Below are 22,251 nucleotides of genomic sequence, written 5' to 3' on the forward strand. Positions count from 1 at the left end.
TCCTCTTTATCGATTATTGTTTTTGGCGGTATTGATGCACAGCTGCTCCGATGGCAGCGACAACCGCAGGCGAGACAGTTTGACTGGAGGCAGTTTCCAGTTTGGTAGATTTTTCGGCTTGCTTAACCGGAAAGTAACGCTGCACGGTGTGACTCATCAGTCTTAACAGCACTACCAGCAAGAACAGGAACGTAAACACTGCGACCATGCCAATAAACATCAGCGCCGCTGCTTCTAAAAGGAGATCTGCAACCATCAGTAAACCCTGTGTTAATTGCAATTTATTATTAACAGTATGGCCCAGATTTCGGCCTGCGAACAATAAATTAGCCTTATAGCTACTATTGGTATTTCTATACGATCATGCCACAACAATCAAGAGTCAAGACGTTTATATTTCCAGACATCTAAACGCTTAATGGCTATTCAGCACCGTTATCAGGGCAAAAAAATGCCGGCTTAGCCGGCAGAAAGTCTTGTTGTAATATCGGCAAGTAACTGCTGCCAGGCGCGACTCAGGGCTGACACCATGGCCGGATAACCGTCAGCCTCTAACGCTACCTGATAGCTAAACGGCTGGTTAATTTCCGTCTGTTGTTGTGCTAATCGATAGCGGCCACTTAGGATCGCCTGACCGGAGGGATCGGCATGAAAACGGTCAATCTCAAGCCATAACTGTCGCTGCGCCTGAGCCTGCACACTGCGTAATGGCTGAGCCGGCAGCGCCTGCAGCAAATGCTGTTGTAACTGCCGTTGCAACTGCTGCTCCAGGGCATCAGCCCATAAATGCTGCCGGGTAATGACATACTCGACCTCGGACTGCTGCATCACCAGCCCTGTGCCATTCAGATAGGCGGCAACCCGGATCGGTGCGACATAGAGTGCCGGCAAGCTGGCGGTATCCGCTGTAGGTGTCGCTGGCACAGCTAACTGATAATAGTAGACTGCGGTTGGCTTGCTGCTACAGGCAACCAACGTCAGTAAACTTAAACTGATGATAAGGGCTTTCATGGCTTGGCTTTCCTTGGTTGGGGGTCGGCTTGTTCACTGGCATTAATCAGTAACGCATTGCTTTGCTGATTTAGCATTTTCAGCACCGGTTGCAGTTCGCGCAGCGTTTGCTCCAGCACCTGCAGATTGCTACCGGCCCGTTCGTACGCCACTGACCCCGGGCTCACGCCTGCCAGAGCCCGCTGCAGTTCAGTCAGGCTTTGCTGTAAATTCGTCGGTAACTGCTGTAGCTCAGGCTGAGCCAAAAAGGCCTGCAAGCTCGCCAGTAACTGTTCGCTGCTGCCAAGCAATTGCTCGGTAGCCGCCAGTGTTTGTTGACCTTGCGTTAAGAACTCTTCCAACTGCAAATTATTGATTTTATCCAGTGCCAACAACACCTTTTGCTCGATATTGCTTAAACCGCTGCGCGCCGAAGGTAAACTGGGGTACCCCGCTTGCTGACTTAATGCCAGTTGCTCCTGATACTGCTGTTGTTGTTTCAGATCGGCCAGTAATTCACTATTAATATCCAAATCGACATAGAGCGCGCCGGTAAGCAGATTGCCGGTTTTTAACATTGCATGTAAACCCCGGCTGACCGCCTGCTCTAACTCTACTCCCAACTGCTGTAAGGTCAGATTTTCATACAAGCGCCCGGCCTCGATCCGGATCAGTACCGGCACGCCTTGATTCAACGACACTTCAAAGGGTTTTTCCATCGCAAAAAAGAACGGCACGCTGGCAACCGTGCCGACCCGCACTCCCCGATATTCAACCGGGGCACCAGCTTTCAAACCACGGACCGACTCATCGAAAAACACGATATACTCAACAAACTGGTTATACATCCCTTCCTGAATACTTTGCCGATCCGGGAACAGCTGGAACTCGCTACCGTTAGCGGCCGGATTACCCGCCGGCCAACCATCCATTAAATCAAAGCTCACACCACCACTGAGTAAGGTAGCGGCGGAGCCGACATCTACCGATAACCCCTCGGCTGATAAGTCGAATGAGACGCCACTGCTAATCCAAAACCGGATGTTTTCCGTGACCAGTGCATCATAGGGCTGACGGATATATAGCTGATAGCGGGTGCGCCGCTCCGCCAATTCAAACTGACTGCTTTCAACAGTACCGACTTCATAACCGCGATACAGCACCGGATCACCTACCGCCAGCGTGCTTGGGTCACTGGTTTGCAGGGTTACCCGGATCCCAGGCGCATCGGCTGGTGCAACCGGCGGCGTATTTAACAGCGGATGCGTTAGTACCACACGGGGAGAATCGCCGGGCTGTAATTCAATATAGGCACCCGACAACAAGGTATTCAGACCAGTAACCCCACCGCGACCGATTTGCGGCTTCACTACCCAAAACTGCGAACCTTCGTTTAGCAGCGGCGTAACATTAGGTTTCATCCGCGCTTTAATCATAACTTGCTTCAAATCGGTACTGAGCTCAACAGAAACCACCTGACCAACATCGACACTGCGATTTTTAATCTGCGTTTTGCCCGCGACAATCCCCTCAGCATCTTCGGCAATCAGTAACAACATTGCCCCCTGTTGCTGCTGATGGTTATATAGCATCCACAAGCCAATCAATACCGCGGCGATGGGTACCACCCAAATCGGTGACCACTGCCGGATCGGTTTTACTTTTGCAGTATTTTGCGTTTCGGTCACACCTGCTCTCCTGTTTGCGATGGCTGGTCCCACAGCAATCGCGGATCAAAACTGATGGCTGCCAGCATGGTAATAATGACCACTGCAGCAAATACTAAGGCGCCAACGCCCGGATAAACACTCATTAACAGGCCAAAACGCACCAGTGCCGCCAGGATCGCCACGACCAGCACATCGACCATCGACCAACGGCCAACCCAATCTACCAGCAGGTAAATTTTGGTGGTCAGCTTGCTACGCACCTCTACCGGCGCCATCACCAGATAACAAAGCCAGAACATAATCAGAATTTTCGCAATAGGTACCACCACGCTCGCCAGTAGAATAACCAGCGCCACCGGATACTCACCATCCTGCCACATTAAAATAAAGCCACTGATAATAGTGGAATCCGTAACATTGCCAAAGGAGACGGTGCGCATAATCGGCAGCAAATTGGCTGGAATATACAGAATGGCCGCTGTCACTAATAACGCCAGTGTTCTTTGCAGGCTGGCTGGTATCCGCGGATAGACTTTGGTTTGACAGCGCGGGCAATGCGCCTGCGCCAGTGGTACTATCGCTGTGCAACAAGGGCAAAGTTTTAACTGTTGCGACAAACCGGTTTTACCGGCTGCAGCCGTTACCGGCACAGCAGGCGCCACGGCTAACCGCGACCACATTTCGTGGCGGTCAATCACCTGAAAGGTGCGCAGGTGCAATAAACAGAAGATGCAAAATGCCCAGAAACTTAACCCCAGTGAAATATCGGCATTAGCGACCAGTTTGACAAAGCTAATCAGCAACCCCATCAAAAAGATATCGACCATACTCCAGGGCTTGAGCATAAAGAGTACCCGCGCCACCCAGATCCGCGCCGGTAGCCGGTACAGCATACCCAGTTTCAAATAAATAACCGCCGCCATGCAGAAGGCTGGCACAGCCTGAATAAATAACCAGACCAGAATGGCCAGGCTTTGATGGTATTCGGTAAAGAGTACAGCGGAGGTGTCAAAGAAATGCATTTCACTGCGATTACCGGCCACGCCCATACTGATAAACGGGAACAGGTTGGCCAGCAGTAGCATAAAGAGCGCTGAACCGGCATAGAGTACAGGCCGCAGAATGGGCTGCACCTGGCGCACGTCCAGTTGATGGTCACAGCGTTGGCAATGTGCCTCTTCCCCCTCCTGCAGCTCAGGTAACCACTGCAATAAGTCACAATGCCGGCATAGCACCAGTTCGTGCTGTTGCTCTGTTGCCGCTAAGGTGTCGACACCGCTGATGGTCAGGCTTTGGCTGAAAGACACGGGGTTTCCGGGTTAGAAAGTCGCGCTAAGTAATGCATTTATAGCATATTTCAGCAGAGCGGAGGAATAGGTGGTGATGTTGAAGCTAATCTTAGTACTCTTACTAAATATTAAGCTCCAGTTTTGGCAGAGACAGGATTTGAGCATCCGGCGGCTAAACGCGCCGTACAACTTTGCCGGGGCACGCCGTGAACCCATCCATGGGGGCTCCTCTTTCGCATCCATGCGAAAGACGTCCCCGGACAAAGTGTACTATGCATTTACCGCCTAGTTCGACAAATGCTGCAACCGCAATCTTCAACCTAAGCGCGCTGAATATCATACATAACGTATAAAAAACTATTGGTGGCATGATCGTGAACGAGGTGGTAAGCATTCCGTGCACTTTGTAAGGGAATGTATTTTTCAGGGATGAAAAATGACACAAATTTGCCGGGAGCAAATTTGAACAGCTTTAGCTGGCCCGTAGGGCAAACTTCAGGATGAAGTTTGTAACCGTACAGGGAGGTATTCACAGCGTGTCCCGTCAAAGTTGTACGGAATGATTACCGCCGGATGCACAAATCTAGATATGTCACGGAGATCGGAGCAAATTGGTCGAACCTAACGGAGGTTCTCACCTCCCGCTGGTTTAGCATGTCGTTTAAACGCAAAAACCCGCTGAGGTTTTCACCTTAGCGGGTCATTACGAATATGGCGGACGCGGGAGGATTCGAACCTCCGACCGCTCGGTTCGTAGCCGAGTACTCTATCCAGCTGAGCTACGCGTCCATAAACTTTGCATCTTACAATAACAGCGCTTCTTCTCTCGGATGGCGGACGCGGGAGGATTCGAACCTCCGACCGCTCGGTTCGTAGCCGAGTACTCTATCCAGCTGAGCTACGCGTCCATTCCGAGAAATGGCGGAGATGGAGGGATTCGAACCCTCGATAGAGTTTCCCCTATACACCCTTAGCAGGGGTGCGCCTTCAGCCACTCGGCCACATCTCCGCGCTGTGTTGCGGCGTGTATATTAATGTCTCAGGAAAATAAGTCAAACTATTTTTAGAACCGAAAAGTCTGTTTGCCGAGCTTTTAAGCAAATCGTTGCTTATTTGACTTAAAAGCGGCAAAAGTGCTGCTTTACGGGAAAAACCGGGAGGAGGCGAAGGTTACTCACCCTCGCTGAAATTACCGCCGTTAGTATCTTTTTCGGCCTGGATCCGCATATAAATTTCTTCGCGGTGTACAGAAATGTCTTTGGGTGCGTTGACACCGATTCGTACCTGATTACCTTTAACACCCAAAACGGTTACGGTAACTTCATCACCGATCATCAGGGTTTCACCCACTCGACGCGTCAGAATAAGCATGCGATTGCTCCTTTGCCTGTCACCACAGAGCTCTGTCTCTGTGCTGTTATTAGATTAGCGCTGAATGATACTCCAGCGCCAGCGTATTTTAAACTTTTCTTCTTTACATTATACCTGCCAGGGCTTAAAGGCGCTCTGTAATGTAGGCCAATGCCGCATTCAACACGTTAGGTAGCGCAGCTACATCAGTACCGCCAGCTTGTGCCATATCTGGCCTGCCACCGCCTTTACCGCCAAGCTGGCCTGCTGCCCAGCCAACCAATTGACCGGCATGTACCTTGGCAGTTAAATCACTGCTGACGCCAGCAATTAAACTGACTTTGTCATCATTCACAGTGGCCAGTAACACCACTGAGGAACCCAATTTGTTCTTCAGCTCATCCAGCAGAGTCCGCAGTGCTTTGGGATCGGTTTGTTCCAGCTGTTGCACCAGCACCTTAACCTCACCCACTTGCTGCACATTCGCCGTTAATGAAGCTCCGGCATAGCTGGCCAACTTGGCCTTTAACTGCTCGATTTCTTTTTCCAGCTGTTTGCTGCGGTCCAGCGTTTGCTGTACCCGCTCGGCCAGACTAAAGGCATCACCTTTTAACAAGCTGGCGGCCTGGCTGATTTGCAGATCTAACTGCTGCAAGTACTGAATGGCGGCCGGGCCACTGACGGCTTCAATCCGCCGCACGCCCGAGGCGATACCGCCTTCGCTGACAATTTTAAAGAAACCAATGTCACCTGTGCGTTCGACGTGTGTACCACCACAGAGTTCAATTGAGAACTCGCCCATGCTCAGTACCCGCACTTCGTCGTCATACTTCTCGCCAAACAGCGCCATGGCGCCGGCTGCTTTCGCCGCTTCAATAGGCATTACGCGCGTCAGCAGTGGCAGGTTCAGTTGGATTTGTTCGTTAACCATTTGCTCCAATTGCTGTAGCTCAGCGGGTTTTACCGCTTCAAAATGCGAGAAGTCAAAGCGCAGCCGCTCCGGGCCAACCAGCGAGCCCTTTTGGGTAACATGCTCACCCAGTACTTTACGCAAGGCAGCATGTAATAAGTGGGTTGCCGAGTGATTTTTACGAATGGCATTGCGCCGCGCCAGATCAATAGTCGCTTCAACCTGATCACCGACCTTTAGCTCGCTACTCGCTTCAACCTTATGGGCAAAGGCTTTGGCAATCTTTTGCGTATCCAGCACCGCTGACACAGCACCGTTCTGCAGCTTAAAGCTACCGGTGTCGCCAATCTGACCACCTGATTCGGCATAGAACGGCGTGCTATCCAGGATCACCAGGCCGGTTTCTCCTGCTGCTAAATGGCTAACCTGCTGACCGTCTTTGATAATTTCCTGTACTCTGGCATTACCAAAATGCTCGGTGTAACCGGTAAAGCCGGTCTGTACCGCTGATGTCAGTTGCTGATTATAGTCCAGACCAAAGTTACTGGCTTGCTGCGCCCGCTTGCGCTGCTCTGCCATGGCGGCATCAAAACCCGCCTGGTCAATGCTCAGGCCACGCTCACGCGCCACGTCATTGGTCAGGTCTACCGGGAAGCCGTAGGTATCGTACAGTTTAAATACCAGTGTGCCGGGAACTTCTGTGCCGGCAAGACCCGACAGCTCTTCATCCAGAATTTGTAAGCCCCGCTCCAGCGTTTTGCCAAACTGTTCCTCTTCCTGTTGCAGCGCTTTTTCAATAATCGCCTGTTTCGCCCGCAGTTCAGGGTATGCATCACCCATTTCAGCAGCCAAAGCAGCGACTAACTTATAGAAAAAGGCGCCCTTGGCCCCCAGCTTATTACCGTGACGCACAGCGCGGCGGATAATCCGGCGTAGTACATAACCACGACCTTCATTCGATGGCATCACACCATCGACAATTAAAAAGGCGCAGCTGCGAATATGGTCAGCCACCACGCGCAGCGATTTGTCTGTCAGATCGGTAGCACCGGTGGCTGCAGCCGCGGCTTTAATCAGCGCAACAAAGGTATCAATCTCGTAGTTGCTGTGTACGTGCTGCAAAATGGCGGCGATCCGCTCCAGCCCCATACCGGTGTCGACACTGGGTTTTGGCAAGGGTTGCATTTCACCGCTGGCCAGGCGGTTAAACTGCATAAAGACGATATTCCAAATCTCGATAAAACGATCGCCATCTTCTTCCGCAGAGCCCGGCGGGCCACCCCAGATATGGTCGCCGTGGTCATAGAAAATTTCAGTACAAGGACCACAAGGGCCGGTATCACCCATCGCCCAGAAGTTATCTGACGCATAAGGTGCGCCCTTATTGTCGCCAATGCGGATAATCCGATCGGCAGGCACGCCGATGTCGTTTTGCCAGATCGCGAAGGCTTCATCATCGGTGGCATAAACCGTAACCAGTAACCGCTCTCTCGGTAATTTCACCACTTCGGTCAGGAATTCCCAGGCATACCGAATCGCATCCTGTTTAAAATAATCACCAAAGCTGAAGTTGCCTAACATTTCAAAAAAGGTATGGTGACGGGCGGTATAACCGACGTTCTCTAAATCATTATGCTTACCACCGGCGCGCACGCAGCGCTGTGCGGAGACAGCACGACTGTAACTGCGCTGATCCTGGCCCAGAAACACGTCTTTAAACTGCACCATGCCAGCATTAGTAAATAACAGGGTGGCATCGTTGCCAGGGATTAACGAACTGCTCGGTACCACAGCGTGGCCTTTACCGGCGAAGAAATCAAGGAAGGCTTGCCTGATAGCGGCGGATGTCATGCTCATGAAAAATCCTGTTAAGTTAATCGGTTACATTAGTATCACTAAACACGGCCCGAATTTGCTCACTGCTAAAGCCGCGACGTTGCAAATAGGCCATACGCTTCATTTTTTCCTGATAATCACCAGGCGCCTTAGCGGCAAATTTCTTTTGGTAGCTTTGCCTGGCTAACTCCCACCAATCTATTTCAAGTTGTTCCGCCATGGCCGACACCTGTTCAGCGCTAAACTGATGTTGCCGGCATTCACGCAGAATAAACTGATAACCATAGCCTTGCTGGCTGCGATGGCGCAGTATCATCTCTAAAAACCGCAGCTCGTCCAGGTATCCTTGCTCTTGACACCATGCTAAGACGGCACTTTGCTCTGCTGCACTGGCACCCTTTTGTTGCAGTTTTCGGCTCAGTTCTGCCTTGCTGTGCTCGCGTCGGCTTAGCCAGTTTACCGCCGCTTTTTTAAACTCTGTCAACGCCATCAGACTTCCAGAACACCGTCCTGTTGCGGATTTAGCTTTAACGCAAATACTTCATTAAAGGATAAAAACCAGCTAATCATCAACAGTGGGATCACCACCACCAGAGCTAACAGCATCGTAGGTATACTAAGGATGATTAGGGCCACTGACAACAGCATAAAAATCAGCAGCGCGCTGATATTACGCCAGCACGCCAGCAGGGCGGCGCCCAGAATTATCAATAAGCGCTGCTCTTTCAGGAAAAACGCTATGGCAATAGCGTAACAGATCCACAGTTTAATAAAAAACACCGTTAGCAACAGCGCCATCACTTGCAAGGATAAACTACTATCCAGTTCGCGGGTTTCTTGTAATCGAATTACCGCTTCTGCGGTTTGGGATTGGAAAATCATCACCACCAGCGTAGTGACGACAAACTCACTAATCGAAATCAGGATCAGACTGCGCCGGCAGCTCGCATCTTTAAAGGCATGAAATAACCAACTCAGGTCAATTTTTTGCTGTTGTTGTACACCCGCGATGGCATGATAAAAACCAGCAGTAAAAAATGCACTGACCAGCACACCAATAATTAGGGTTATGCTGCTTAGCGCTGCCAGATACGTCACCACATAAGTCAGTAACAGCATTTGAATAAATAGCAGTGGGTACTGTTTGAAAATATCCCAGGCCATTTTCAGCCAGTTGATAGCAGCCAGTGCCGGTACCCGGCGAATAATCAGTTTTATCTGAAACGGCTTTTCCACGCGAACTCCACTAAGGCCAACGGCTTCACGCCGGTAAAAAGGCCCCTATCATACTGCAAAGCCAGTATAAAACGGAGCCTTTCTGCGTAAAAAATGCCTGTTGCAGCGGCATTAACGCTGCTGAATTTAGCGCAGATTCGGCGCCAGCCAGCTTTCGGCCTGTTGCTCGCTCCAGCCTTTGCGCTGTGCATAGTCCGCCAGCTGATCGCGGTCGATTTTACTGACGGCAAAATATTTGCTGTCGGGATGGGCAAAGTACCAGCCACTGACCGCGGCGCCGGGCCACATGGCATAGCTTTCGGTAAGCTGCATCTGGATTTGTGCCGGCACGTCCAATAACTGAAATAAGGTGCCTTTCTCAGTATGTTCCGGACAGGCCGGATAGCCGGGCGCGGGTCGGATCCCCTGATACAGCTCGCGGATCAGTTGTTCATTATCCAGCTGTTCATTGGCAGCATAACCCCAATATTCGCGCCGTACTTTTAAATGCAGATACTCCGCCAGCGCTTCGGCCAGACGATCGGCCAGCGCCTTGACCATAATACTATTGTAATCATCATGCGCTGCCGCATACTGTGCCGCCAGCTCATCAGCACCAAAGCCTGTCGTCACCGCAAAGGCACCGACATAATCAGCAATACCAGAGCCAACAGGGGCAACAAAATCTGCCAGACTGCAGTTCGGTGCGTTATTGCGCAGTGCCAGTTGCTGTCGCAGATTATGCAGGCGGCAGCGCTCAGTGGTGCGGCTGTCATCCTGGTAGATGATAATATCATCGCCATCACTGTTGGCAGGGAAAAAACCAAAGGCTGCTTTACCACTAATCAGGTTATCTTTGATCATCTGATCCAGTAGCGCATTGGCATCCTGATACAGCTTCCGTGCTTCCAGCCCAACTTCAGCATGTTGCAAAATCGCCGGAAACTTGCCGGACAGCTGCCAGGTCAGGAAAAACGGTGTCCAGTCGATGTAGTCGCGCAGTACCTGTAAATCAACCTGCTGCCAGTAATGCACACCAGGCTGTTTCGGCGCCGGCGCGACTTTCGTTAAATCCAGCTGGAATTTATTCTGCCGTGCCTCGGCCAGACTTAGCATCCGCTCACCGGGCCGACTGCGCTGATGCTGCTCCACCGCAATACGGTATTCTTCTGCCACCCGGGCCAGATAGGCCGGTTTTTGTTCGGCACTGATCAGCGCCTGCACCACAGAGACGCTCCGCGAGGCATTGGGTACGTAGACCACGCCATGCGCATAATGCGGCGCGATCTTGACTGCGGTGTGCGCCTTGGATGTGGTCGCGCCGCCGATTAACAACGGAATGGTAAAACCGAGCCGGGTCATTTCTTTGGCAACATGCACCATTTCATCCAGCGACGGCGTAATGAGGCCAGATAAACCAATCACATCAACCTGTTGCTCTTTGGCTACGCGCAGGATCTCAGCGCAGGACACCATCACACCCAGATCGATAACCTCAAAGTTATTACACTGCAGCACCACGCCGACGATATTTTTGCCGATATCGTGCACATCGCCTTTTACCGTTGCCAGCAGGATTTTACCCTGCGCCCGGCCCCCGGCTTTTTCCTGCTCAATGTAAGGTTGCAGGTAAGCAACAGCTTTTTTCATCACCCGTGCTGACTTGACCACCTGCGGCAGAAACATCTTGCCTTCACCAAACAGATCACCGACCACGTTCATGCCATCCATTAGCGGGCCTTCAATTACATGCAGTGGCCGCTCTGCCTGCTGCCGGGCATCTTCGGTGTCCTGCTCGATAAAATCGGTAATGCCTTTTACCAGCGCATGCTCCAGCCGTTTATTTACCGGCAGGCTGCGCCAGGCATCATCGACTTTTTCTGCGACACTGCCATCACCTTTAAATTGCGCGGCAATCTCTAACAAGCGTTCGGTGGCATCCGGACGGCGATTTAGAATCACATCCTCTACCCGCTCCCTGAGCAAGGGCGGGATATCGTCATACACCGCCAGCTGACCCGCATTAACGATGCCCATATCCATACCGGCCGCAATAGCATGGTATAGAAATACTGAGTGGATGGCTTCGCGCACCGGATCGTTACCACGAAACGAGAACGACACATTGGATACACCGCCGGAAATCTTGGCATAAGGGCAAAGGCGCTTGATTTCTCGGGTCGCCTCAATAAAGTCCACCGCATAGTTGTTGTGCTCTTCAATACCGGTAGCCACCGCGAAAATATTGGGGTCAAAAATGATATCTTCCGGCGGAAAACCAATTTGCTCAGTCAGGATCTGATAAGCGCGCTGACAGATTTCAACTTTGCGGGCCTTGGTATCAGCTTGCCCCACCTCGTCAAACGCCATCACCACCACGGCCGCGCCATAGCGGCGCAACAACTTTGCCTGCTGTAAAAAGCTCGCTTCGCCTTCTTTGAGCGAAATCGAGTTCACTACCGCCTTACCCTGAATACACTTTAGCGCCGCTTCAATCACGTCCCACTTCGAGGAGTCGACCATAATCGGCACCCGGGCGATATCCGGCTCTGCTGCCAGCAGCGTTAAATAGCGCACCATGGCGGCCTTGCTGTCCAGCATCCCCTCATCCATATTGATGTCGATGATCTGGGCGCCGTTTTCAACCTGTTGCCGTGCCACATCCAGCGCCGCTTCGAAATCGCCTTTTAATATCAGTTTTTTAAATTTCGCCGAGCCGGTAACGTTAGTCCGCTCGCCGATATTGATAAATCGTGCCTGCTGTTGCATTACCACTCCACCGCAAAGGCTTCTAAGCCGGCCAGATGAAAACTATGATCGGCCGCTTTTGGTTGCCGCGGCGGCGCATCTTTTACCGCTTCGGCAATGGCTTTAATATGCTCTGGCGTAGTACCACAGCAGCCACCGACGATATTTAAAAAGCCCTGTTTGGCCCAATCAGCAATTTCTGCTGCCATCGCCTCAGCGCCTAAATCATATTCGCCAAACTCATTCGGCAAACCGGCATTGGGATGCACCGAGACATAGGCTTCGGAAATGGTGGCCAGGGTTTCGACATAAGGACGCAGCAAATCCGGCCCCAGCGCACAATTCAGGCCAAAGGTCACTGGCTTGACATGCGCCAGCGAATAATAAAACGCTTCGGTCGTTTGGCCGGACAACGTGCGGCCCGAGGCATCGGTGATGGTACCCGAGATCATCACCGGTAACTCCAGCTGCAGCTCTTCAAACACCTCCAAAACGGCAAAAGCTGCTGCCTTGGCATTCAGCGTATCGAAAATGGTTTCCAGCATAATAATATCGGCGCCACCTGCAATCAGCGCCCGGGTCGATTCCTTGTAAGCCAGCACTAACTCATCAAAGCTGACATTGCGAAATCCCGGATCGTTAACGTCTGGCGAAATCGAGGCAGTACGGTTAGTGGGTCCTAACACACCGGCGACAAAACGGGGTTTGTCGGGTTGCTGAGCTGTGACTTCGTCACAAACCCGCCGCGCCAGTGCCGCCGCCTCACGATTGATCCGCTCTGACAGGTGCGCCATCTGATAATCATGCATCGCAATGGTAGTGGCGTTAAAGGTATTGGTCTCAATAATGTCCGCCCCGGCCAACAAGTATTGCCGGTGAATATCGGCAATGAGTTCCGGTTGAGTAAGCACTAACAAATCGTTGTTACCTTTGAGATCGCACGGCCAATCGGCGAATTCCGCGCCGCGATAACCGGCTTCATCCAGGCGGTGTTGTTGGATCATGGTGCCCATAGCGCCATCCAGCACCAAAATACGTGAGGCCAGCAGCTGGCGTAGTTGCTGTGGCGTTAAACGAAGCTTTGTCATTAACTGTTGCCTATCTGATTCAGGTCAAAGGGCGTAGCCTGGTAAACGTAATAGTTTAACCAGTTACTGAATAATAAAAAGGCGTGCGCCTGCCATAATTTTAGCGGCCCCTGGGCCGGATCATTATTCCGGTAGTAGTTCTCTGGCAAACGCGGCGCCAAACCGGCCGCCAGGTCACGTTGATACTCATCATCCAGCGTGGTCAGATCATATTCCGGATGCCCGGTAACAAAGATCCGGCTACCACTGCTGTTTTGCAGCAAATAGGCACCGGTGACATCGGCTTCAGCCAGGATATGCAAATCATCATGCTGTTGGTATTTTTGTTTTGACACCTGCGCATAACGTGAATGTGGTACCAGAAATTGCTGGTCAAAGCCGCGTAGCAGCGGGCTAAACGGCTGTACTACGTCCTGCCAGTAAACTCCGGATAACTTTTCGCCGCGAATTTCCCGCTGTAAGCCGTAGTAATGATACAGCGCAGCATGGGCGGCCCAACATAAAAACAGCGTCGAGGTAACATGGGTATCCGCCCAGCGCAGGATCTCACCAAACTGCTGCCAGTAGGTGACATCTTCGTAATCGACCAGCCCCAGCGGCGCTCCGGTAATAATCAAACCATCATATTTCTGCCCCTGCACATCAGAAAAGTAACGATAGAAGCAGTTTAAATGGCTCTCCGGTGTATGTTTACTGACATGATCATCGATGCGGATCAGCTCAATATCCAGCTGCAGCGGGCTATTCGCTAATAAACGTAATAACTGAATTTCAGTCACAATTTTATTGGGCATTAAATTCAGAATCGCGATCCGCAACGGCCGGATATCCTGGGCTGCCGCCCGGCTCTCGGTCATTACAAAGACATTCTCTGCTGATAAGGCTTCTACTGCAGGTAACTGGTCAATCACTTTAATAGGCATAGCTGGCTCCGCCTGTGGCTAGCACCATGCTGAACCTGAGTCTGGTTAGTCAGCTGGCACCATTGATAACTTCTATACGTTTAGACGTCTAAATAAGACGTATTATGCCGTACTATGCCAGAAAAGCAACAGCCGTCTGTCGCAGCGGTGATGACTGCGGCCGGTAAGGGCCAGCGGCAACTGACCATTCCACTACCGAAACTTGAGGTATCAAAGTCGTGTTGTCAGAGTGTTGAGTGTTGAGTGTTGAGTGTTGAGTGTTGAGTGTTGAGTGTTGAGTGTTGAGTGTTGAGTGTTGAGTGTTGAGTGTTGAGTAGGAGATGGGAACTTATCTGTCGCGGGCGTAAAATCATTTTTGTTAATATTTGCGAATCACTTATAAAAAACTCCGGAGCTTTTCAGGTCCGGAGTTTTGTTGTTTTAAATCAGATGCTGCAGAACTTATAGCTCTTCCGGCTCTGGTATATCCATCACATCGTCAGTAGCAACGGCTTCACCTGGCTTTAATAACAGCCGCGCCCGCAGCTCTTTTTCAATTTCATCTGCTACCGCCGGGTTATCCTGCAAGAACTTCATCGCATTGGCTTTACCCTGACCAATCTTATTGCCCTGATAAGCGTACCAGGCGCCAGACTTATCGACTAAGCCTTGCTGTACGCCCAGGTCAATCAGCTCACCCAGTTTGTTGATACCGGCGCCATATTGAATAATAAATTCAGCTTGTTTGAATGGCGGAGCCACTTTGTTTTTTACTACCTTAACCCGGGTTTCGTTACCGGTAATTTCATCGCCTTCTTTTACCGAGCCAATACGACGGATATCTAAACGTACTGAGGCATAGAATTTCAGCGCATTACCACCGGTGGTGGTTTCCGGGTTACCAAACATTACACCGATCTTCATCCGGATCTGGTTGATAAAGATACACAGGGTATTGGAGCGTTTGATATTAGCAGTCAGTTTACGCAGTGCCTGTGACATTAAACGGGCCTGTAAACCCATATGGCTGTCACCCATGTCACCTTCAATTTCTGCTTTCGGCGTTAAGGCAGCGACCGAGTCCACAATCACCACGTCTACGGCGGCAGAGCGTACCAGCATGTCGCAGATTTCCAGCGCCTGCTCACCGGTATCTGGCTGAGAAACTAACAGCTTATCGACATCCACGCCTAATTTCTTCGCATACACCGGATCCAACGCATGTTCGGCATCAATAAAGGCACAGGTTTTACCGCTACGCTGTGCTTCGGCAATGACCTGCAGCGTTAAGGTGGTTTTACCGGAGGACTCAGGACCATAAATTTCCACAATCCGGCCATAAGGTAAGCCGCCAATGCCCAGTGCAATATCCAGCCCCAGTGAGCCGGTGGATACCGCTTCAATATCCAGGGCAGTGCTGTCGCCCAGCCGCATAATAGAACCCTTGCCGAACTGGCGTTCGATCTGGCTTAGTGCCGCACTTAATGCCTTTTGTTTGTTGTCGTCCATTGGTCGCTCCGGAGAAATTAGGTTAAGCCTTTAACAACTGTATGAGCATACAGTAGTCTAGTTTATTGGGGCTGTCAATAACAAGATGCATTGTCTGAGCGCATGTTCAATCGCCTGCTGGCGGATCTGCTGCCGGTCGCCAGCAAAATGCAATTGCTGAGTGCTGACAGTCCCGTCGATACTAAAACCGAAACAGACGGTACCGACCGGCTTCTTTGCCGTGCCACCGGTAGGACCGGCAATGCCGGAGATGGCAAGCGCTATGCTGGCACCCGCCGCCTGGGCCGCGCCACTGGCCATCTCGGCTACCGTTTGCTCACTGACAGCGCCATATTGTAATAGCGTTGCGCTGCGCACCCCTAACAATTGCTGCTTGGCTTTATTGCTATAGGTAACAAAGCTACGGTCAACATAGGCCGAGCTGCCGGCTACGGCGGTTAGCCAGTAGGCAACCCCACCACCGGTGCAGGATTCTGCAGTGGTGATACTGGCTTTTTTCCGTAATAATAGCTGCCCTAGTTCAGTGGCAAGCGCTAAGCTTGTTGTTTCCGCTGTCATATTTGATCCAACAGGAAGTGTTAGCACCATTATGCCGTCAGACCAGAAACCGGAGCAAGCGTTAAGCAATCATACCCCGATGATGCAGCAATATCTGGCACTGAAAAGCCAGCATCCGCAGATCTTATTGTTTTACCGGATGGGTGATTTTTACGAACTTTTTTATGAAGATGCGAAAAAAGCTGCCGCCCTGTTAGATATTTCGCTGACCAAACGCGGTCAAAGCGCCGGTGAACCAATCCCGATGGCCGGTGTGCCCTATCATGCCGTTGAGGGTTACCTGGCGCGTCTGGTGCAATTGGGTGAGTCCGTCGCCATTTGCGAACAGATTGGCGATCCGGCGACTAGTAAGGGGCCGGTAGAGCGCAAGGTGGTGCGGATTGTTACCCCGGGCACCGTGACCGACGAAGCGTTACTGAATGAGCGGCAGGATAATTTACTCTGTGCCATCAGTGAGAGTCGCAGCCACTTTGGTCTGGCGCAACTGGATCTGACCAGCGGCCGTTTTTTGCTGAATCAGGTCAGTCATGCCGATGATTTGGCCGCCTTATTGCAACGGCTAAATCCGGCCGAATTGCTCTATCCGGAAAATTTTAGTCTACCGCACCTGACCGAACGCAAAGGCGCCCGCCGCCGTCCGGTATGGGAGTTTGAACTGGCCAGTGCCGAGCGCTTACTGTGCCAGCAATTTGGTACCCGCGATCTACAAAGCTTTGGCGTGATGGAAGCGCCGGTTGCGCTGATGGCCGCCGGCTGTCTGATGCAATATGTCAAAGATACCCAGCGCGCTCAGTTACCGCATTTACGCAGTATCGCCCTGGAGCGGCCGGATGATTTTATCGTGCTGGATGCGGCCACCCGCCGCAATCTGGAATTAACCCATACCTTAAGTGGGCAAACTGAGCATACGCTGGCGGCTGTACTGGATAAAACCCAGACTGCCATGGGCTCCCGCTTACTGAAGCGCTGGATCCATGCGCCGCTGCGTAACCGCACTCAGCTTAATCAACGGCTGGATGCAGTACAGGAACTGACAGAAGATTTTCAGGCGCTGCAACCCTCACTGAAGCAAATCGGCGATATCGAACGGATCCTGGCCCGGTTGGCGCTGCGCAGCGCCCGGCCCCGCGACTTTGCCCGGCTACGTCAGGCGCTAACCGAGCTGCCAGAGCTACAGCAACAGTTACTGCATGCCAACAGTCAGGTGCTACAGCAGCATCAGCAGGCCACCCTGCCGCTGCCGGAGCTGGCTGAATTATTACAACGCGCTATCGTCGAATCACCGCCGGTGCTGATCCGTGATGGCGGCGTCATTGCCCCGGGCTATGATGCCGAGCTTGATGAATGGCGGGCGCTGGCTGAAGGTGCCACCGACTACTTACAGCAACTGGAGTTGCGTGAGCGTGAGCGTACCGGTATTAGTTCGCTAAAAGTCGGCTTTAACAAGATCCATGGTTTTTATATCGAAACCGGTCGCAGCGCTGATACCAGGGTGCCGCCGGAGTATGTGCGCCGGCAAACGCTGAAAAATAATGAACGCTATATTATTCCGGAGCTAAAAGAATACGAAGATAAGGTACTGGGTAGCCAGAGTAAGGCGCTGGCGCTGGAAAAACAGCTCTATGATGCGCTGTTTGACGCCGTGAGCCCCTATCTGGCGCAGCTGCAACAGCTGGCACAAGCCTTGTCTGAACTGGATGTGCTATGCAGCTTTGCCGAGTGTGCGGTGCTGTATCAGTATTGCCGGCCGCTGTTAACTGAGCAGATCGGTATTCAACTGACCCAGGCACGGCATCCGGTGGTGGAGCGGGTGCTAAAGGCGCCCTTTATTGCCAATCCGTTGCAATTAGACGCCTCACGGCGGATGCTGATGATCACCGGCCCCAATATGGGCGGTAAATCAACCTATATGCGGCAAACCGCCCTGATTGCTCTAATGGCCGCCATCGGCAGCTTTGTGCCGGCAGAGCAGGCGGTGATAGGCCCAATCGACCGTATTTTTACCCGCATTGGCGCCTCTGATGATCTGGCGTCCGGCCGCTCGACCTTTATGGTGGAGATGACGGAAACCGCAACCATTCTGCATCATGCCACCGCACAAAGTCTGGTATTGATGGATGAAATTGGCCGTGGCACCAGTACCTATGATGGCCTGAGTTTGGCCTGGGCCTGTGCCGACTATCTGGCCAATAAACTGCAGGCGTTAACCCTGTTTGCAACCCATTATTTTGAACTGACCAGTCTGGCGCAGCAATTACCTGCGGTCGCCAATGTGCATCTGGATGCGGTTGAACACGGTGATGGCATCGTATTTATGCATCATGTGCAGGAAGGCGCCGCCAGCAAGAGTTTTGGCCTGCAGGTCGCCCAGCTGGCCGGGGTGCCAAGACCGGTGATTCAACTGGCACGACAGAAACTGCGGCAGTTAGAACAAAACGGGCCAACGACGACGCCTGAACCTGTGACCCAACTGGAATTACTGGCGCCGGAGCATCCGCTGCTGGCTCAGCTGCGTCAACTTAATCCGGATGAACTGAGTGCCCGCCAGGCGTTGGATTATCTGTATCAACTGAAACAACAGCTGGACATTTGATGAGCAGCAGAATGCGTCTTAACGATTGGAGCCTGTCGGCCGTGGTGGCCGGTTTTGTTGCGGTGCTGGTTGGCTTTGCCAGTTCAGTGGCGATTGTGTTTCAGGCCGCCGCCGCCGCCGGTGCCGACAACGCCGTAATGGCGTCCTGGCTGTTGGCACTGGGTATTGGGATGGCGCTGACCTGTATCGGTCTGTCCTGGTATTACAAGGCCCCGGTGATTACCGCCTGGTCAACGCCGGGCGCCGCGCTGCTGGCCACCAGCCTGCAGGGCTTAACGCTGGCGGAAGCGACCGGCGTTTTTATCTTTACCGCAGGCCTTGGTTTATTAATCGGCTTAAGCGGCATGTTTGAACGTTTGACCCGGCTGATCCCACTGCCACTGGCCAGCGCCATGCTGGCCGGCATTCTGCTGCAATTTGGCTTTGCCATCTTTAGCAGTCTGCAACAGCAAATGTTGTTGGTCGGCGCCATGTGTTTAACCTACCTGCTTGCCAAAGCCCTGCTGCCACGGTACGTCATCCTGGCAGTATTAGTCTGTGGTTTACTGCTGGTTTGGCTGGGTGGTGAGCTCGACCTCTCCGCCGTCAAGCTGACACTGGCAACACCGGTGTGGGTTATGCCGGCGTTTTCGCTATCGGCGTTACTTGGCGTTGGCTTACCGCTGCTGCTGGTAACTATGGCGTCACAAAATATTCCCGGTGTCGCAGTGTTACGTGCCAGTGGTTATCAAACACCGGTCTCACCACTGATTAGCAGTACGGCGCTAAGCACGCTGCTGCTGGCGCCGCTGGGCGCGTTTTCGATTAACCTGGCGGCCATAACTGCAGCGATCTGTAGTGGTAATGAAGCGCATCCCGACAGCAGCAAACGCTATATTGCCGGCATCGCTGCCGGGATCTTTTATCTGCTGTTTGGCCTGGCCGGCGCCACTGTGGTCGCGCTGTTTGCAGCCTTCCCTACTGAGATGGTGGCCGCGCTGGCCGGGCTGGCACTGCTGGGTACCATAGCCGCTAACCTGCAAAGCTGTACTGCCGATGCTGAGTATCGGGAAGCCGCCGTAATTACGCTGCTGGTCACCGCATCCGGCGCCAGTTTGTTTGGCATTGCCTCAGCGTTCTGGGGCTTAGTGGCCGGGGCCGTCACGGTCTTAATCCAACGCCTGACACGGCGAACGGACGGTGGCTAAGGCTTGCTGTCAGAGCGGATTCCGCGCTAAGCTCCTGCTTCTCTGATCTTATCAATAACAACAAAAAGGATGCAGCATGCGCTTAGCGAAACTGGCCTCTCTGGTCTCCGCCCTCTTGCTCAGTGGTACTCTCAGTGGTACTGCCCTGGCACAAAGCAAAGTCGTGACCGAAGCGGAAGCCCGGGCTTTACATCAGCAAATTCTGACTATTGATACCCATGTCGATATCGGCCGTGGCTATGCGACGCACCTGCTCGATCCGGGTGGCTTTACCAAAGCCCAGGTCGATCTGCCCAAGATGCGTGCCGGCGGCCTTGATGCCGTGTTTCTGATCGTTTATGTGGGTCAGGGAGCCCTGACCCCGGAGGCTTATCAGCAAGCTGCCGCCACCGCCGAGAATAGCTATCAGGCCATAATGCGGATGATCCGTGCTTATCCGGAGCAGGTTGGGCTGGCGAAAACGGCAGCCGAAGTTGAAGCCCTGCATGCAGTCGGCAAACGCATTGTGCTGCTGGGGATGGAGAATGCTTATCCGCTCGGCGACAGTGTCAAAGAGGTCGCGAAATGGGCTGAGCGTGGCATTCGTTATGTGAGTTTTACCCATATCGGTCATAACCAATTTTCGGGCAGTTCAAATCCGCGTAGCGACCTAAATGACGCTGAGCAGGATCCGGGGTTATCGGCGCTGGGCCGGCAACTCGTCGCCGAACTAAACCGCTATGGCATTCTGATTGATGTGTCGCATATGGGTAAAAAGTCGATGCTCGAAGCCATTAAGCTGTCAAAGGCACCCGTTATCGCGTCGCATTCCGGCGCCATGTCGGTGCACGCTAACCTACGTAATCTTGATGACGAACAGCTTGATGCGATTAAAGCCAATGGCGGTGTTGCGCAGATGGTTGCCTTTCGCAGCTATGTAGCCGAGCTCGATCCGGGGCTCAATGCTGAAATTAGCAAATTGCGTGAAAAATACCTGCCAAACGGCTGGGCTAATGCCAACGAACAGGACCGCAATAGCTACGATACCGAACTGGCCAGCCTGCGTAAGCAGTTCCCGGATGTCACTGTCGCGCAGTTTGTCGATCATATTGACTATAGTGTGCAGCGCCTCGGCATCGAACATGTTGGCATTGCCTCGGATTTTGATGGCGGTGGCGGTGTCCAGGGCTGGGAAGATGCCAGCGAAACGCTGAATGTGACCTGGGAGCTGATGCGCCGTGGCTATACCAAAGCACAAATCGAAGCGCTCTGGGGTGGCAATGTGTTGCGGATCTTACGTCAGGCCGAGCAGGTTGCCGCAAAACGTCAATAGTAGCGCGGTCCTGCGGGATGTGTTAATAAACGGAAACGCCCCTACCAGGGGCGTTTTGTTATTCGTGGAATAAGTGCTTATTCCTGAAACAGCGTCTCGATATTTAACCCCTGGTGGGTGACGATTTCCCGCAACCGACGCAGCGCCTCAACCTGAATTTGCCGCACCCGCTCCCGGGTCAGGCCAATTTCATGCCCCACATCTTCCAAAGTCGAGGGTTCATAGCCCAGCAAGCCAAAGCGTCGTGCCAGTACTTCGCGCTGTTTTGGGTTTAACTCCTGCAACCAGATCACCAAATGCTGACGGATATCCTGGTCCTGTAATTCCAGCTCGGGCCCCAGTTCCTTTTCATCGGCCAGTACATCCAGCAACTGTTTTTCGGAGGCACCGGCAACCGGCGTATCGACTGAAGTGATTTTTTCATTTAACTTCAGCATCTTCCGTACTTCTTCTACCGGCTTATCCAGCGCTGCTGCGATTTCTTCCGGCGTCGGTTCGTGATCCAGCTTTTGTGATAATTCGCGGGCAGCGCGCAGATAAATATTGAGCTCTTTCACTACATGAATAGGTAAGCGGATGGTACGTGTTTGGTTCATTATCGCGCGTTCGATGGTCTGGCGGATCCACCAGGTGGCGTAAGTCGAAAACCGAAAACCGCGCTCGGGGTCGAATTTTTCTACCGCGCGGATTAAGCCAAGGTTGCCTTCTTCAATCAGATCCAACAAGGCTAAACCACGGTTGATATAGCGACGGGCAATTTTCACCACCAGCCGCAGGTTGCTTTCAATCATCCGCTTTCTGGCGGCCTGATCGCCCTTTAAGGCCAAGCGGGCAAAGTAGACTTCTTCTTCGGCACTTAACAGTGGCGAGAAGCCGATTTCACCGAGGTAAATTTGCGTGGCATCCAGCGTTTTCTGGCTGTCATCCCGCACGAAGATTTCATCACTTACCGTCTCATCGGCCGAGAGCTCCAGCAATTCCGGGTCCAGATCCTCATCAACCAGCAGCGCATCGTCTGCTAACTCGTCTTCTTTGAAGTCTGTCAGATCATTGTCTTTTGTCGTCATATCCATTCTCCCCGTACCTAAGGCGCT

Annotated in this window: 17 protein-coding genes and 3 tRNA genes; 3 read left to right on the top strand and 17 right to left on the bottom strand. The window is 52.4% G+C overall.

Annotated features, from left to right (window positions below; all coding sequences use genetic code 11):
- Positions 1 to 13: 13 nt before the first annotated feature.
- The 16 genes from AGRI_RS07370 to AGRI_RS07450 all read right to left on the bottom strand — a co-directional run bounded on the left by AGRI_RS07370 (position 14) and on the right by AGRI_RS07450 (position 16,065).
- Positions 14 to 256, bottom strand: coding sequence for an oxaloacetate decarboxylase subunit gamma (locus AGRI_RS07370; RefSeq protein WP_040291652.1), 243 nt, complete (start codon positions 254 to 256; stop codon positions 14 to 16).
- Between the two features lie 203 nt (positions 257 to 459).
- Complete coding sequence (locus AGRI_RS07375; RefSeq protein ID WP_008984340.1) at positions 460 to 1,011, bottom strand: PqiC family protein; 552 nt, start codon at positions 1,009 to 1,011, stop codon at positions 460 to 462.
- A complete protein-coding gene (gene pqiB / locus AGRI_RS07380) occupies positions 1,008 to 2,678 on the bottom strand; it encodes an intermembrane transport protein PqiB (protein WP_008984341.1) in 1,671 nt (556 codons plus the stop codon). Before pqiB ends, AGRI_RS07375 begins: the two co-directional genes overlap by 4 nt.
- Entirely contained in the window at positions 2,675 to 3,967 is a 1,293-nt protein-coding gene (locus tag AGRI_RS07385) for a PqiA/YebS family transporter subunit (RefSeq protein WP_008984342.1), read from the bottom strand. Before AGRI_RS07385 ends, pqiB begins: the two co-directional genes overlap by 4 nt.
- A gap of 694 nt (positions 3,968 to 4,661) precedes the next feature.
- Positions 4,662 to 4,738, bottom strand: a tRNA-Arg gene (locus tag AGRI_RS07395).
- A gap of 42 nt (positions 4,739 to 4,780) precedes the next feature.
- Positions 4,781 to 4,857 (bottom strand) — tRNA-Arg (locus AGRI_RS07400).
- A gap of 11 nt (positions 4,858 to 4,868) precedes the next feature.
- A tRNA-Ser gene (locus tag AGRI_RS07405) sits at positions 4,869 to 4,958 on the bottom strand.
- 161 nt (positions 4,959 to 5,119) lie between these two features.
- Complete coding sequence (gene csrA / locus AGRI_RS07410) at positions 5,120 to 5,320, bottom strand: carbon storage regulator CsrA (RefSeq protein ID WP_008607295.1); 201 nt, start codon at positions 5,318 to 5,320, stop codon at positions 5,120 to 5,122.
- A 124-nt stretch (positions 5,321 to 5,444) separates the two neighbouring features.
- Entirely contained in the window at positions 5,445 to 8,066 is a 2,622-nt protein-coding gene (gene alaS / locus AGRI_RS07415; RefSeq protein WP_008984344.1) for an alanine--tRNA ligase, read from the bottom strand.
- A gap of 16 nt (positions 8,067 to 8,082) precedes the next feature.
- Positions 8,083 to 8,535, bottom strand: a complete 453-nt coding sequence (locus AGRI_RS07420; RefSeq protein ID WP_008984345.1) for a regulatory protein RecX — start codon at positions 8,533 to 8,535, stop codon at positions 8,083 to 8,085.
- A complete protein-coding gene (locus tag AGRI_RS07425) occupies positions 8,535 to 9,281 on the bottom strand; it encodes a hypothetical protein (RefSeq protein ID WP_008984346.1) in 747 nt (248 codons plus the stop codon). Before AGRI_RS07425 ends, AGRI_RS07420 begins: the two co-directional genes overlap by 1 nt.
- Positions 9,282 to 9,407: 126 nt before the next feature.
- Positions 9,408 to 12,029: a methionine synthase gene (gene metH / locus AGRI_RS07430; protein ID WP_008984347.1), complete on the bottom strand. Its 2,622-nt coding sequence runs from the start codon at positions 12,027 to 12,029 to the stop codon at positions 9,408 to 9,410.
- Entirely contained in the window at positions 12,029 to 13,096 is a 1,068-nt protein-coding gene (locus AGRI_RS16580) for a homocysteine S-methyltransferase family protein (protein WP_008984348.1), read from the bottom strand. The genes metH and AGRI_RS16580 overlap by 1 nt, the downstream gene beginning before the upstream one ends.
- A complete protein-coding gene (locus AGRI_RS07440) occupies positions 13,096 to 14,019 on the bottom strand; it encodes a homoserine O-succinyltransferase (RefSeq protein ID WP_008984349.1) in 924 nt (307 codons plus the stop codon). Before AGRI_RS07440 ends, AGRI_RS16580 begins: the two co-directional genes overlap by 1 nt.
- 441 nt (positions 14,020 to 14,460) lie before the next feature.
- Positions 14,461 to 15,507: a recombinase RecA gene (gene recA / locus AGRI_RS07445; protein ID WP_008984350.1), complete on the bottom strand. Its 1,047-nt coding sequence runs from the start codon at positions 15,505 to 15,507 to the stop codon at positions 14,461 to 14,463.
- Between the two features lie 57 nt (positions 15,508 to 15,564).
- Positions 15,565 to 16,065: a CinA family protein gene (locus AGRI_RS07450; protein WP_008984351.1), complete on the bottom strand. Its 501-nt coding sequence runs from the start codon at positions 16,063 to 16,065 to the stop codon at positions 15,565 to 15,567.
- Between the two features lie 31 nt (positions 16,066 to 16,096).
- Between AGRI_RS07450 and mutS the strand changes: the two genes are divergently transcribed.
- The 3 genes from mutS (at position 16,097) to AGRI_RS07465 (ending at position 21,157) form a co-directional block, all read left to right on the top strand.
- Positions 16,097 to 18,658 carry a DNA mismatch repair protein MutS gene (gene mutS, locus AGRI_RS07455; RefSeq protein WP_008984352.1) on the top strand — a complete coding sequence of 854 codons (2,562 nt, stop codon included), beginning with the start codon at positions 16,097 to 16,099 and terminating at the stop codon, positions 18,656 to 18,658.
- A complete protein-coding gene (locus AGRI_RS07460) occupies positions 18,658 to 19,845 on the top strand; it encodes a benzoate/H(+) symporter BenE family transporter (protein WP_040291633.1) in 1,188 nt (395 codons plus the stop codon). The genes mutS and AGRI_RS07460 overlap by 1 nt, the downstream gene beginning before the upstream one ends.
- 76 nt (positions 19,846 to 19,921) lie before the next feature.
- On the top strand, positions 19,922 to 21,157 hold the full coding sequence (locus AGRI_RS07465; RefSeq protein WP_008984354.1) for a dipeptidase: 1,236 nt from the start codon (positions 19,922 to 19,924) through the stop codon (positions 21,155 to 21,157).
- A 77-nt stretch (positions 21,158 to 21,234) separates the two neighbouring features.
- Here AGRI_RS07465 and rpoS read toward each other — a convergent pair whose 3' ends face one another.
- Positions 21,235 to 22,224 carry an RNA polymerase sigma factor RpoS gene (gene rpoS, locus AGRI_RS07470; RefSeq protein ID WP_008984355.1) on the bottom strand — a complete coding sequence of 330 codons (990 nt, stop codon included), beginning with the start codon at positions 22,222 to 22,224 and terminating at the stop codon, positions 21,235 to 21,237.
- Between the last annotated feature and the right edge of the window lie 27 nt (positions 22,225 to 22,251).

The organism is Alishewanella agri BL06, from assembly GCF_000272005.1.
GTDB lineage: Bacteria > Pseudomonadota > Gammaproteobacteria > Enterobacterales > Alteromonadaceae > Alishewanella > Alishewanella agri.